Genomic DNA, 13,906 nt, shown 5'->3' on the forward strand with positions numbered 1-13,906 from the left:
GGCCGTGCCTTTGGCTGGATGGTCTGGCGCGGCTGATCCAATAGTCGCTTGGAATATTACTGTGGTGAGGGGATTCATCCCCGCTGGGTTGCGAAGCAGCCCCGAAACCATTCGACGCGGTGATTCAGTCAGATCTGGCAAGCCGGATTCACGACTGCTGCGCAGCCGGACGGGGATAAATCCCCTCACCACAGGGGATTCATTCCAGATTGCTTATGGCCGGGCCTTGAGCTGCGCTTCAGCCGCCGACGCCAGATCCGGTGGCAGGAAATCCTTGTCCGGGTTGTAGTCGGCTTTCAGATAACGCCGCAGGTCTTCCAGGTCACCCGGGTTCAGCGTCCCCGCCGCCTGCTTCAGGCGCAGGTTGTCGAGGATGTAGTCGTAGCGGGTGTTGTTGTAGTTGCGCACCGAGGTGTACAGCTGGCGCTGCGCGTCGAGCACGTCGACGATGTTGCGTGTGCCGACCTGATAACCGATTTCCGTGGCTTCCACCGCGCTCTGGTTGGAGATGATCGACTGGCGGCGCGCCTGCACCTGCTCGACGTCGGTGTTCACCGCGCGGTGCAGATTGCGGGTGTTTTCCACCACTTGCCGGCGCAGCGATTCGCGCTGCTGTTCGCTCTGATCCAGTTGCGCATAGGACTGACGCACTTGCGAACTGGTCAGCCCGCCGCTGTAGATCGGTATGTTCAGTTGCAGGCCCAGGGTGCTCTGCTCGACGTTGCCGCCATAAGGCGCGCCGAACGAGTTGGGGTTGGCGAAGCCGAGGGCGTCGTTGTCGCCTTTCTCGTATTTCGCCACGGCGTCGAGGGTCGGCAAGTGGCCGGCCTTGCGCTGCTTGAGCGTCTGCTCGGCGGAGCTGACCGCGTAGTTGCTGGCGAGCAGATTGAGGTTCTGCCGCGCCGCCGTGTCGACCCAGGATTTCGCATCGTTGGGCGCCGGCGGCAGGATCGGCAGCGTATGAACGATGCCCTGAATCGAGTTGTACTGACGGTTGGTCAGGGTGATCAACGCCTGGAACGCGTCATCGACCTGACGCTGGGCGACGATGCGGTTGGCTCGCGCGGTGTCGTAACTGGCTTGCGATTGCAGCACGTCGGTCTTGTCCGAGAGGCCGACATCGAAGCGCTCATTGGACTGATCGAGCTGACGTTTGAACGCCGCTTCTTCAGCCTTGGTCGAGGCCAGATTGTCCTGGCTGCGCAGCACGTTGAAGTAGCTTTCGGCGCTCTGCAGGATCAGGTTCTGTTCGGTCGCCGACAGCTGCAGCGCGGCCTGCTCGTTGACGTCCTTCGCCGCTTGATACTGGAACCAGCGATCGGCGCGGAACAGCGGCTGCGCGAGGGTCGCCTGATAGGAATGCGCGCTGCGGTTGGCGATGGCCGAAGGCTGGTCGATCGAGGTGCGCACGTCAGCAACTTCGGCGCCACCGGACAGGTTCGGCAGCAGACCGGCGCGGGCCTGCGGCACCACTTCTTTCTGCGCGCCATACTGGGCGCGGGCCGCGGCGAGGTCGGCGTTGTTGTCGACCGCTTCCTGATAGACGCTGACCAGATCGGTTTTGGTCGACAAGGGTGCTTCCGCTGCCCAGGCCATTGTGTTGGACGCACAGGACACGGCAACAGCCAATGAAAGTTTGCGCAGCATGAGGCGATCCCTAGCATGAATATTATGGAAGTAATCCGGGCGCCAAAGGTAAGGCGCAGCCCGCACAGCGTCAAGGCTGAGCAGGCCCAGCGAGTGTAGTTGCGCATTGCTCCGGCAACAATCGGCCAACCTGGGTATTTACGCCATTCATCATGGCGTTCGCTGCGGTGTTGGCGTTCCTCGGTGGTTGTGTCTAGACTGGCCGGGTTCTTGTCGGGGTGCCTTGCTATGAGGCTGAGATCGAATAATTTCGGATCCCGTTGAACCTGATCAGGTTAGCGCCTGCGTAGGGAACAAGATTTCTCGTCACCCGGCGAGTCCTCTTGTGCTTCGTCCGGGATATTGTTCGACAATCGAACGCCATGACGAATGCACAGCACCGGTCCTGGTGCGTCCGTGCCTTTCAGGTTCTGCTCCGACAATCCACTGCTGGATGCCGTCTGGAGAGCCTGTGATGACAACAAAAGAAAAAAACGCGATCAACCTGAGTGACTCGGCCAAGGTCGACGAGCAGTCGGTCAAGCCGTTCACCCGTTCGCAAAAAGTCTACGTTCAGGGCTCGCGCCCGGACATTCGCGTACCGATGCGCGAAATCAGCCTCGATGTAACCCCGACCGATTTCGGCGGCGAGATCAACGCCCCGGTCACGGTCTACGACACCTCTGGCCCGTACACCGATCCGAACGTGGTCATCGATGTGCGCAAAGGTCTGGCCGATGTGCGTTCAGCGTGGATCGATGACCGTGGCGATACCGAGCGCCTGCCGGGCCTGAGCTCGAGCTTCGGCCAGAAGCGTCTGGCCGATGCCGAGCTGACCAAACTGCGCTTTGCCCACGTCAACAACCCGCGCCGCGCCAAGGTCGGGGCCAACGTCAGCCAGATGCACTACGCGCGCAAAGGCATCATCACTGCGGAGATGGAATACGTCGCCATCCGCGAAAACATGAAGCTGCAAGAAGCGCGCGCGGCCGGCCTGCTCAAGCAGCAACATGCCGGCCACAGCTTCGGCGCAAGCATTCCGCAAGAAATCACCGCGGAATTCGTCCGCGAAGAAATCGCTCGCGGCCGCGCGATCATTCCCGCCAACATCAACCACGTCGAACTGGAACCGATGATCATCGGCCGTAACTTCCTGGTGAAGATCAACGGCAATATCGGCAACAGCGCCCTGGGTTCTTCGATCGAAGAAGAAGTGGCGAAGCTGACCTGGGGCATTCGCTGGGGCTCGGACACGGTGATGGACCTGTCCACCGGTAAACACATTCACGAAACCCGCGAGTGGATCATCCGCAACTCGCCAGTGCCGATCGGTACCGTGCCGATCTACCAGGCGCTGGAGAAGGTCAATGGCGTTGCTGAAGACCTGACCTGGGAGCTGTTCCGCGACACCCTGATCGAACAGGCCGAGCAGGGCGTCGACTACTTCACCATTCACGCCGGCGTGCTCCTGCGCTACGTGCCGCTGACCGCCAAACGCGTGACCGGCATCGTCTCCCGTGGTGGTTCGATCATGGCCAAGTGGTGCCTGGCGCACCACAAAGAGAACTTCCTCTACACCCACTTCGACGAAATCTGCGAAATCATGAAGGCCTACGACGTCAGCTTCTCGCTGGGTGATGGCCTGCGTCCGGGCTCGATTGCCGACGCCAATGACGAAGCGCAATTCGGCGAACTGGAAACCCTCGGCGAGCTGACCAAGATTGCCTGGAAGCACGACGTGCAATGCATGATCGAAGGCCCGGGCCACGTGCCGATGCAGTTGATCAAAGAGAACATGGACAAGCAGCTCGAATGCTGCGACGAGGCGCCGTTCTACACCCTCGGCCCGCTGACTACCGACATTGCGCCGGGCTACGACCACATCACTTCCGGTATCGGCGCGGCGATGATCGGCTGGTTCGGTTGCGCGATGCTCTGCTACGTGACGCCGAAGGAGCACCTGGGCCTGCCGAACAAGGATGACGTGAAAACCGGGATCATCACTTACAAGATCGCCGCGCATGCGGCGGACCTGGCCAAGGGACATCCAGGCGCGCAGATCCGCGATAACGCACTGAGCAAGGCGCGTTTCGAATTTCGCTGGGAAGACCAGTTCAACCTCGGCCTGGACCCGGACACCGCGCGCTCCTATCACGACGAAACCCTGCCGAAGGACTCGGCCAAGGTCGCGCATTTCTGCTCGATGTGCGGACCGAAATTCTGCTCGATGAAAATCACCCAGGAAGTCCGCGAGTATGCGGCCAACCAGCGCATCGACGCGGTCGATGTGGACGTCGCCAAGGGGCTAGCTGAGCAGGCCGAGCGGTTCAAACAGGAAGGCAGTCAGCTGTACAAGAAAGTCTGACCCCGTACTGATCGTTCCCACGCTCCGCGTGGGAATGCAGCCCGTGACGCTCCGCGTCACTGGACACGGAGCGTCCCGAGAGGCATTCCCACGCAGAGCGTGGGAACGATCACAACAAATGTCCCTTTGAGATAACACCCTTGAGCATTCAACCCGGCACTTATTCCCCCGACCTCGCCGTCCCCGCTGACAAGCGTGTCTTCGGCGGTCGCGATCTGTTTTCCCTGTGGTTCTCCCTCGGCATCGGCCTGATGGTTTTGCAGACCGGCGCATTGCTCGCGCCGGGCCTGGGCCTGTCCGGTTCTTTGCTGGCGATCTTCCTCGGCACGCTGGTCGGCGTGCTATTGCTGGCCGCGGTCGGCGTGATCGGCAGCGACACCGGCCTGTCATCGATGGCGGCGCTGAAACTCAGCCTCGGCAGCAAAGGCGCGAGCCTGCCGGCGCTGCTCAATCTGCTGCAACTGATCGGCTGGGGCTCGTTCGAAATCATCGTCATGCGCGATGCCGCCAGCCTGCTCGGTACCCGCGCCTTCAGCGAAGGCTCGCTGTGGGCCAGTCCGATGCTGTGGACGTTGTTCTTCGGCGCGCTGGCGACCTTGCTCGCGGTGAGCGGGCCGCTGACGTTCGTGCGGCAGATTCTGCGCAAGTGGGGCATCTGGCTGTTGCTTGCCGCGTGCCTGTGGCTGACCTGGAACCTGTTCGCCAAAGCCGACCTCGCGGTGCTGTGGGCGCGCGCCGGTGACGGTTCGATGCCGTTTGCCGTGGGCTTCGACATTGCCATCGCCATGCCGCTGTCGTGGCTGCCGTTGATTGCCGACTATTCGCGTTTCGGCAAACGCGCAAAGAATGTTTTCGGTGGCACGGCTGTCGGTTTTTTCATCGGCAATATCTGGCTGATGAGCCTTGGTGTGGCCTACACCCTGGCGTTTGCGCCGAGCGGTGAAGTCAACGCGCTGCTGCTGGCCTTGGCAGGTGCCGGTCTGGGCATTCCGCTGTTGCTGATTCTGCTCGACGAGTCGGAAAACGCTTTTGCCGATATACATTCGGCAGCGGTCTCGAGCGGGATCCTGTTGCGTCTGAAAGTCGAGCACCTGGCTTTGGCCATCGGCGTGATCTGCACGCTGATCGCACTGCTGGCGCCGTTGGCGCAGTACCAGAATTTCCTGCTGTTGATCGGCTCGGTGTTCGCGCCGCTGTTCGGCGTGGTGCTGGTGGATCACTTCATCCTGCGCAAGCGCAGTGCTCAGGTCGCCTCAGCCGCATTGCGCTGGCCGGCGTTGCTGGCGTGGCTGGGTGGCGTGAGCACCTACCACTTGCTGGCGAATCTGTATCCGGATGTCGGCGCAACCCTGCCGGCGCTGGTGCTGGCAGGGCTGTTGCAGTTAGTGCTGGGCCGGGCCTTCAGTTACGGCCGGGAAACAGCTCAGGCTTGAGAATGCCGTTCAGGCGCGGGTAAGGAATCTTCAGTTCGACGTGGCCCAGCGCATAAGGCGCGATGGTGGTCACGTCGTACTTGAGGATCACGCCACCGTAGGTCAGCGCCACGTGCGGGGTTTTCACGAACGGCCAGTTCGCGACGAATTCCGCCTCCTGATCGAGCTTGGTGCTGATCAGCCAACTGTTGTGCGCCACTTGCGCGGCTTTCCAGAACGCCTCTTCCTGACCCGGCAGCAACATGTCGGACAGGTTCAGCACCTTGTGCTGCTGGCGCGAATAGTTGATGAAACCGCGACCCGGCGTGCCGTGGGCGCCGCCGGTGTCGAGGTAGCTCGACAGCTCGATGATCACCAGTCCGTCATGCTGCTCGCGTACTTTCGCTTGCAGATAGCTGCTGTTGCGCGGGCCGGCACTGGCGAGGAACTGCTCGCGGTAGGCGGCCAGGGTTGGCGCTACCGGCGCGTTCTTCTCGGTGCGGGTCATTTGCAGCAAACGTTTTTCGATGATGCCATCCAGCGCCGGCTCACCCGGGAAGCGCAGGGTGTCGATGTTCACCAGCGGGCAATCGGGGTTGGAGCAGCCGGGTTTGAGTTGTTCCGAGGCGTCGCGGGTGGTTTCCAGCGGCGTGCGATAGTTGGGCTGGAACAGGCTGGCACAAGCGCCCAGAGTCAGGGCAATAGCGGCCACAGAGGCAATTTTGAAAAGCGACATGGGCGTCCTTTCGAAAGCAGGGGAAGGCAAAAAGATACCGCTTCGACTCTCAACGGAGCAGTCGGTTCGCCACTAAGCTGATTAGAGTGTGTTTCAGCTTCACCGTCCATCCCGCTGACGGTAAAGGGGCTGCATCAAACGGTGCGGGCGCGTTAGGATGGCGCGAAGTCGAGGTTGCCGGTTACACACAGCAACCTCGTAATGGATGTGCAGTAAAGAGGATGCTTATGACGGACTTTGCCAACGCCATTCCGACCGCCGTCGATATCGTGCGGCGCGAAAAATGCTACGAGGGCTTCTACAAGCTCGACCGTGTGCACCTGCGCCATGAGTTGTTCGCCGGTGGCATGAGCCGCGAGATAAACCGGGAAATCTTCGTGCGCCACGATGCCGTGTGCGTCCTGCCTTACGATCCGCAGCGCGATGAAGTGGTGCTGATCGAGCAGTTTCGTGTCGGCGCCATGGGCAAGGCCGACAACCCGTGGCTGGTCGAACTGGTCGCCGGTCTGATCGACAAGGATGAGCAACCGGAAGAAGTTGCTCACCGCGAGGCGCAGGAGGAAGCTGGGCTGGACATCAAGGCGTTGTGGCCGATGACCAAGTATTTCCCATCGCCGGGTGGCAGCAACGAATTCGTGCATTTGTATCTGGGGCGTTGCAGCACCGACGGTGTCGGCGGTCTGCACGGGCTGGAAGAAGAGGCCGAAGACATTCGCGTAACGGTCTGGGCCTTTGAAGATGCCTTGCAGGCCGTGCGTGACGGACGTATTGCCAACGCGGCGAGCATCATCGCCTTGCAGTGGCTGGCGCTGAACCGCGCCGAAGTGAGGGGGCTATGGTCGTAAACAAGCTGCGCGATCGTTATCGGGTTGACCTCGTGGGGCTGCAAGCCGCCTGCGAGGCCAACTACGCGCGCCTGATGCGACTGCTGCCGGACATGCGCAACGAACCCGAAGCGCGGCGTATCGCTGTGACCCAGGGCGAGCAGATGCTCGGCGTGCTCGCCCTCGAAGTGCTGCAGACCTGCCCGTACACCACGACCTTGCAGGTACGCCAGGAGCACAGCCTGCCGTGGCTGCCGGTGCCGCAACTGGAAGTGCAGGTCTATCACGATGCGCGCATGGCCGAAGTGGTCAGCGCCGAGCATGCACGACGCTTTCGCGGCATCTATCCTTATCCGAACGCCGCCATGCACCAGCCCGATGAAAAGGCCCAGCTCAATGTGTTTCTGGGCGAATGGCTGAGTCATTGCCTGGCGTTGGGGCACGAGTACGAAGTCGTTCGCTAGTTGTGAACTGCGTCCGCTTCGGCGGTTTCCCCTTTGTGTCATCCCCCAGCATAATTGCCGCACCCATCCATTGCGTGCCTAGCCCCGGGAGAGCGCCTTGCCCAGCGTATCGACATTGACCAGCGCCGACCCGGCGCTGCTGGTGCAGTTGTCCGACAGCCACCTGTTCGCCGAGGCGGACGGCAAGCTGCTGGGCATGAAGACCCGCGAGAGCCTGCAACAGGTCATCGACCTGGTGTTGGCGCAACAGGCGCAGATCGATCTGCTGCTGGCCACCGGCGATATTTCCCAGGACGGCACGCTGGAGTCGTATCAGGCCTTCCGCCAGATGAGCGCTCAGATCAATGCCCCGGCGCGCTGGATTCCCGGCAATCACGACGAGCCGATGGTCATGGCCGAGGCGGCGGTGCAGAGCACGCTGCTGGAAGCAGTGGTCGATATCGGCAATTGGCGAGTGACGATGCTCGATTCGGCAGTGCCGGGTTCGGTGCCGGGCTATCTGCAGGATGATCAATTGCAACTGCTCGCCCGCGCGCTGAGCGAAGCGCCGGAACGTCATCATCTGGTGTGCCTGCATCATCATCCGGTGTCGATCGGCTGCGCGTGGATGGAGCCGATCGGCCTGCGCAACCCGGAAGCGTTCTTTGAAGTGCTGGATCGCTTCCCGCAGGTTCGCGCGGTGTTGTGGGGGCATGTGCATCAGCAAATCGATCGCGAACGCAATGGCGTGCGCTTGATGGCTTCGCCTTCGACGTGCATCCAGTTCGAGCCGGGCAGTGCGGATTTCAAAGTGGGCGAGCAGGCGCCGGGGTATCGCTGGCTGCGGTTGTTCCCGGACGGGAAATTGGAAACGGGCGTCGAAAGAGTCACCGACTTCGAGTTCACAGTCGATTACGGCTCCAACGGTTACTGAACTGACAATCAAAGACCCTCACCCCAGCCCTCTCCCAGAGGGAGAGGGGGCCGACCTCGGTGTCTTTGGCTGTGCATCGGCCTGAAACAGCGATATCGATTATGGATTCGCAGCATAACGTTCAGGTCGGTGTAGCTCTCGAATATCCCCCAGTCGGTTCCCTCTCCCTCCGGGAGAGGGTTAGGGTGAGGGCAGCTTGTGCTGTCACACCAATTTATTGAACCCACCCCCAATCCCGGTCCTTCTCCCTGTAAACTCCGCTATCTTTCGCCGACAGCCAGGGAGCTCAAATGTCCGGTTCGATCCTCTATATCCACGGTTTCAACAGCGCGCCGGCCTCAAAGAAGGCTTGTCAGCTGGTCGCGGTCATGGAGCGGCTGGGTTTGAGCGAGCAATTGCGCGTGCCGGCGCTGCATCACCATCCGCGCGAAGCCATCGGTCAGCTCGAGCAGGCAATCGCCGAGCTGGGCCGGCCGTTGCTGGTGGGAAGTTCGCTCGGCGGCTACTATGCGACTCACCTGGCCGAGCGCCATGGCCTGAAAGCCCTGCTGGTCAACCCGGCGGTCAGCCCGCACCGGATGTTCGATGGTTATCTGGGCACGCAGAAGAATCTCTACACCGATGAAACCTGGGAACTGACCCACGACCACGTCACGGCGCTGGCCGAACTGGAAGTGCCGCCACCGCAGGATCCGCAGCGTTATCAGGTCTGGTTGCAAACCGGCGACGAAACGCTGGATTATCGCCTCGCCCAACAGTATTACCGCGCCTGTGCCTTGCGCATCCAGGCTGGCGGCGACCACAGTTTCCAGGGCTTTGCCGGGCAATTGCCGGCGTTGCTGAGTTTTGCCGGCATGGCTGCCGATATGTATCAGGCAATCGATTTCACCACGCTGTGAAGTCTTGCCCCTCTTTCATGAATGACTGACGACGAGACCTTATGGCCACTCCCAGCGCTAGTTCTTATAACGCAGACGCCATCGAAGTCCTCTCGGGCCTCGACCCGGTGCGCAAACGCCCCGGCATGTACACCGACACCAGTCGGCCGAACCACCTCGCCCAGGAAGTCATCGACAACAGCGTCGACGAAGCCCTGGCCGGCCACGCCAAATCGGTGCAGGTCATCCTGCACGCCGACCATTCGCTGGAAGTCAGCGACGACGGCCGTGGCATGCCGGTCGACATCCACCCGGAAGAGGGTGTATCCGGCGTTGAGCTGATCCTCACCAAGCTGCACGCGGGCGGCAAGTTCTCCAACAAGAACTACCAGTTCTCCGGCGGTCTGCACGGGGTGGGTATTTCCGTGGTCAACGCGCTGTCGACCGAAGTGCGCGTACGGGTCAAACGTGACGGCAACGAATACCAGATGACCTTCAAGGACGGCTTCAAGGCGTCCGAGCTGGAAATCGTCGGCACCGTCGGCAAGCGCAACACCGGCACCAGCGTGTACTTCGCGCCGGACCCGAAATACTTCGACTCACCGAAATTCTCCATCAGCCGCCTCAAGCACGTGCTCAAGGCCAAGGCTGTGTTGTGCCCGGGGCTGCTGGTCAGCTTCGAAGACAAAGGCACCGGCGAGAAAGTCGAGTGGCATTACGAAGACGGCCTGCGCTCTTATCTGGTCGATGCGGTCAGCGAATTCGAACGTCTGCCAAACGAGCCGTTCTGCGGCGCTTTCGCCGGTAATAAGGAAGCGGTCGACTGGGCACTGTTGTGGCTGCCGGAAGGTGGCGACGCGGTGCAGGAAAGCTACGTCAACCTGATCCCGACCGCGCAGGGCGGCACGCACGTCAACGGTCTGCGTCAGGGTCTGCTCGATGCGATGCGCGAGTTCTGCGAATTCCGCAGCCTGCTGCCGCGCGGCGTGAAGCTGGCGCCGGAAGACGTCTGGGAGCGCATCGCTTTCGTCCTGTCGATGAAAATGCAGGAACCACAATTCTCCGGCCAGACCAAAGAGCGTCTGTCATCCCGTGAAGCGGCGGCGTTCGTCTCCGGAGTGGTGAAAGACGCTTTCAGCCTGTGGCTCAACGCCAACCCGGAAACCGGTCTGGCCCTGGCCGAACTGGCGATCAATAACGCCGGTCGTCGCCTCAAGGCGAGCAAGAAAGTCGAGCGCAAACGCGTCACCCAAGGCCCGGCATTGCCGGGCAAACTGGCTGACTGCGCCGGGCAGGACCCGATGCGTTCCGAGCTGTTCCTGGTCGAGGGTGACTCCGCCGGCGGTTCGGCCAAACAGGCGCGGGACAAGGAATTCCAGGCGATCCTGCCGTTGCGCGGCAAGATCCTCAACACTTGGGAAGTCGACGGCAGCGAAGTGCTCGCCAGCCAGGAAGTGCACAACATCGCCGTGGCCATCGGCGTCGATCCGGGCGCGGCGGACATGAGCCAGCTGCGCTACGGCAAGATCTGCATCCTCGCCGACGCCGACTCCGACGGTCTGCACATCGCCACTTTGTTGTGTGCGCTGTTCGTCCAGCACTTCCGCCCGCTGGTGGATGCCGGTCACGTCTATGTGGCGATGCCGCCGCTGTACCGCATCGACCTCGGCAAAGAGATTTACTACGCCCTCGACGAAGCCGAGCGCGACGGTATTCTCGATCGCCTGGTCGCCGAGAAGAAACGCGGCAAGCCGCAGGTCACCCGATTCAAGGGTCTGGGCGAAATGAATCCGCCGCAACTGCGTGAAACCACCATGGACCCGAACACTCGGCGTCTGGTGCAGTTGACGCTGGGCGAAGACTTCGCCGAAACCTCGGAAATGATGGACATGCTGCTGGCGAAGAAACGCGCCGGCGACCGCAAATCCTGGCTGGAATCCAAAGGCAACCTCGCCGAGGTGCTGGCCTGATGCAGTTTGGCTGGGCCTTGGCGGGTGCGTTGCTGCTGAGTGCGCTGAGCGTGTCGGCCGAGCCGCTGCAACAATTGCGGCTGCTTTCCGAACACCCGGTCGAAGGCATGCGCGGCGGTAACCTGTCGGGGCTGGCCATGTGCGGCAATGAGCTGTGGACGGTTTCCGATCGCGATGACGAGCAGATCTATCGGCTCGATACCCGCGATCCGGTCTGGCAGGCGCAAACCGTGCACATCGACGTGCCGCCCGTGCCCGAGAGCGGCTTGCCGTGGGGTTTGAGTTCGCGCACCTGGGCTGCATCGTTCATTCGCGGTGGCGATCTGGATTTCGAAGGCATCAGTTGCGACAGCGTCGGCAATCGCTACATCGTCAGTGAGGCCCATGCGGCGGTGTTGCAGGTGCCGGTCAGTGGCCCGGCGAACTGGCTGAAAATCTCGCCGCTGCTGGTTCGCGAAGCGCGGGCGAGCGGCCTGCTGCTGAAGTTCAATTCGATCTTCGAGGGCCTGGCGATCAACCCGGCCGGTGATCAGATATGGCTGGCCGCCGAACGGCAAAAACGTGGTTTGCTGCTGATCAGACGCCAGCAGACGGTGTGGGATTGTGACGGTCGCTGCGTGCTGCTCAGTGAGGGCGGCAAGGAGATGCAGCCGCCACAGTTTCGGAAGGCGAAAGCGGTTCATCGCGACTTTTCCGACATTTCGTTGTTCAACGGCAAGCTGTTTACCCTTGAGCGCAACGCTTTCGAGATCTGCCGTCGCGATGCGCAGACGGCCAAGGTCGAGCAGTGCTGGTCGTATGCCGGCGAACTGTTGCAGGAAAATCGCCGCTACTCGCAGAACTACGGACTGGAGGAAGCGCTGATCATCGACGCCGAGGGCGCCTGGATCGGCGTCGACAACAATTTTGGCCCGCGTGTCGACGGTGAGGTCCGCCCGGTGGTGTGGCGCTTTGCTGTACCGGACGGTGGCTGGAACGGCAATTTTTGAGCGTGCTGTTGACGATTGGTTGGTCAATCGGTGCGCAGATCCGGAAAGTGCTGCAATACTTCGGGAGTATTCTGCTCGTGCTGCATGGTGGGCAGGTATGAAGCTCTGAAGCAATGCTGTCGAGAAAGTAGTGTGTTCGTTGAATTCCGACATGTTGTGCAAGGCTCGGGGAAGCTTGAAACGCCGACTGTTGGAGATCAATGATGAAACTCAATCATTTTATTGCGTTTTTTTTGCTCGTCTGGAGTTCGATGGGACTGGCTGCGGACCCTCAGCTGCGGATGCTGTCGGAGCATCCTGTGGATGGCATGCGCGGGGGGAACCTGTCCGGACTTGCCAACTGTGGTGGGGTCTTGTGGACAGTGTCGGATCGGGACGACGATCAGATCTACAGACTCGATACACAAGCCCGGGTGTGGAAGGCCGAGGCAGTTTTGATTAATGTGCCGCCTGTCCCCGAAGATCCCGGGCGAACCTTGAGCATGAAAACCCGAAGCTTCTTCAGATCGCTTGCGGGTAATGGTGCATTGGACTTTGAAGGGATCACTTGTGACTCTGGTCAGAATCGTTACATTCTGAGTGAAACGTATTCTGCCATTCTCCGAATCAGACCCGATGGTGGACTGGGCTGGTTGAGCATCTCCTCCCAAATGCTGACGATGGCGCGGGAAGCCGGGTTGTTGGCGCAGGCCAACGCGCTGTATGAAGGCGTGGTGGTGACCGGTCTTGCCAATACTGAAATCTGGCTGGCTGCCGAGCGGCAAAAAAGAGGCTTGGTAAAAATCAAACGGATGCTTAACCCCATGTATTACACATGGTTTTGCTATTCCGTTTGTGTGGTAATGGCCGAGGAAGGGCTGGCCCCTCAGCCGCCCCAATTTCCAGGTTCCAAATGGGTAGATAAGGATTTTTCAGACATCGCTCTATTCGATAACAAACTGTTCCTGCTGGATCGCAATGCTTTCAAAATCTGTCGCCATGAAATGGTGACGGGAAGGCAGGAGCGCTGCTGGTCATTCGCCGCAGACGCACTGGTTGCAAGTCGGCTTTACACCTCGCAGCACGGTCTGACCGAGGCATTGCTGGTCGATGCTCAAGGAGCGTGGGTTGGCGTCGACAACAATTTTGCCACACGTGCCGATGGCGAATCTCGCCCAATCGTGTGGCGCTTCGCCGCGCCGGACGGCGGCTGGAGTGCCAGTCCTTGAGGCAGCAGCCACCGGGCAAGCGTGCCGGTCGGGTGCTGATGATCCTCGCCTGGTGCGCGGCGCTGTTTCTCGCGACAAAGTTTTTTGGTCAGTGGGAGCAACGTCAGCAGAATCCGAACATTGTCGTCACGTCGGAGCAGGGCGAAGGGTTTATCGAAGTGAAACTGGCGAGCAATGCCCAAGGGCATTTCGTCGCCAGCGGCCAGATCAACGGCGAGCCGGTGGAGTTCATGCTCGACACCGGGGCGACCGATGTGTCGATCCCGGCGGATCTGGCCAAGCGTTTGAAGCTGCAAGAAGGCTTCGGTGTGACCCTGAGCACGGCCAATGGCCTGAGCCAGGGCTATCGAACGAAAATTGCCCGCCTGCAACTGGGCGACATCGTGCTGCGGGATGTCCGCGCACTGGTGGCGCCGGGACTGCATGGCGACCAGGTGCTGCTCGGCATGAGCGCCCTGAACAAACTTGAATTTACCCAGCGCGGTGGCACCTTGCTGCTGCGCCAGACAACGAACCGATGA

Annotated in this window: 12 protein-coding genes and 1 riboswitch; of the genes, 10 read left to right on the forward strand and 2 right to left on the reverse strand. The window is 61.0% G+C overall.

What is annotated here, in order from left to right; genetic code table 11:
• Positions 1-213: 213 nt before the first annotated feature.
• Entirely contained in the window at positions 214-1,647 is a 1,434-nt protein-coding gene (locus tag HU724_RS03355; RefSeq protein WP_016771977.1) for a TolC family outer membrane protein, read from the reverse strand.
• 204 nt (positions 1,648-1,851) lie between these two features.
• Positions 1,852-1,957, forward strand: a riboswitch (TPP riboswitch).
• Positions 1,958-2,101: 144 nt separating this feature from the next.
• On the opposite strand from HU724_RS03355, the gene thiC reads away from it, so the two are divergent.
• Both thiC and cytX read left to right on the forward strand, forming a co-directional pair.
• Positions 2,102-3,991, forward strand: a complete 1,890-nt coding sequence (gene thiC / locus HU724_RS03360) for a phosphomethylpyrimidine synthase ThiC (protein ID WP_186567425.1) — start codon at positions 2,102-2,104, stop codon at positions 3,989-3,991.
• 140 nt (positions 3,992-4,131) lie between these two features.
• Positions 4,132-5,424, forward strand: a complete 1,293-nt coding sequence (gene cytX / locus HU724_RS03365) for a putative hydroxymethylpyrimidine transporter CytX (RefSeq protein ID WP_186567423.1) — start codon at positions 4,132-4,134, stop codon at positions 5,422-5,424.
• Here the strand turns inward: cytX and HU724_RS03370 are convergent.
• Entirely contained in the window at positions 5,393-6,139 is a 747-nt protein-coding gene (locus HU724_RS03370) for an RsiV family protein (RefSeq protein WP_186567420.1), read from the reverse strand. The genes cytX and HU724_RS03370 overlap by 32 nt on opposite strands.
• 227 nt (positions 6,140-6,366) lie before the next feature.
• Here HU724_RS03370 and HU724_RS03375 point away from each other — a divergent pair, with 227 nt between their 5' ends.
• From HU724_RS03375 to HU724_RS03410, 8 genes are all read left to right on the forward strand, one after another.
• Positions 6,367-6,984 carry an NUDIX domain-containing protein gene (locus HU724_RS03375; RefSeq protein ID WP_024011344.1) on the forward strand — a complete coding sequence of 206 codons (618 nt, stop codon included), beginning with the start codon at positions 6,367-6,369 and terminating at the stop codon, positions 6,982-6,984.
• Positions 6,975-7,427, forward strand: a complete 453-nt coding sequence (locus HU724_RS03380) for a DUF1249 domain-containing protein (protein ID WP_016771972.1) — start codon at positions 6,975-6,977, stop codon at positions 7,425-7,427. The genes HU724_RS03375 and HU724_RS03380 overlap by 10 nt, the downstream gene beginning before the upstream one ends.
• A 97-nt stretch (positions 7,428-7,524) precedes the next feature.
• Positions 7,525-8,340 carry a 3',5'-cyclic-AMP phosphodiesterase gene (gene cpdA / locus HU724_RS03385; protein WP_186567418.1) on the forward strand — a complete coding sequence of 272 codons (816 nt, stop codon included), beginning with the start codon at positions 7,525-7,527 and terminating at the stop codon, positions 8,338-8,340.
• Between the two features lie 290 nt (positions 8,341-8,630).
• Entirely contained in the window at positions 8,631-9,239 is a 609-nt protein-coding gene (locus tag HU724_RS03390) for a YqiA/YcfP family alpha/beta fold hydrolase (RefSeq protein WP_076565352.1), read from the forward strand.
• Positions 9,240-9,280: 41 nt separating this feature from the next.
• Positions 9,281-11,188 (forward strand): DNA topoisomerase IV subunit B, encoded by a 1,908-nt coding sequence (parE, locus tag HU724_RS03395; protein WP_024011346.1) that lies wholly within the window; start codon positions 9,281-9,283, stop codon positions 11,186-11,188.
• Positions 11,188-12,177 (forward strand): esterase-like activity of phytase family protein, encoded by a 990-nt coding sequence (locus tag HU724_RS03400; protein ID WP_186567416.1) that lies wholly within the window; start codon positions 11,188-11,190, stop codon positions 12,175-12,177. Before parE ends, HU724_RS03400 begins: the two co-directional genes overlap by 1 nt.
• Positions 12,178-12,380: 203 nt before the next feature.
• Positions 12,381-13,385 carry an esterase-like activity of phytase family protein gene (locus HU724_RS03405; protein WP_186567414.1) on the forward strand — a complete coding sequence of 335 codons (1,005 nt, stop codon included), beginning with the start codon at positions 12,381-12,383 and terminating at the stop codon, positions 13,383-13,385.
• The gene (locus HU724_RS03410) at positions 13,382-13,906 is read left to right on the forward strand and encodes a retropepsin-like aspartic protease family protein (RefSeq protein WP_186567412.1); all 525 of its coding nucleotides are present in this window, start codon (positions 13,382-13,384) and stop codon (positions 13,904-13,906) included. Before HU724_RS03405 ends, HU724_RS03410 begins: the two co-directional genes overlap by 4 nt.

This window comes from Pseudomonas iranensis (assembly GCF_014268585.2).
Taxonomy (GTDB): domain Bacteria; phylum Pseudomonadota; class Gammaproteobacteria; order Pseudomonadales; family Pseudomonadaceae; genus Aquipseudomonas; species Aquipseudomonas iranensis.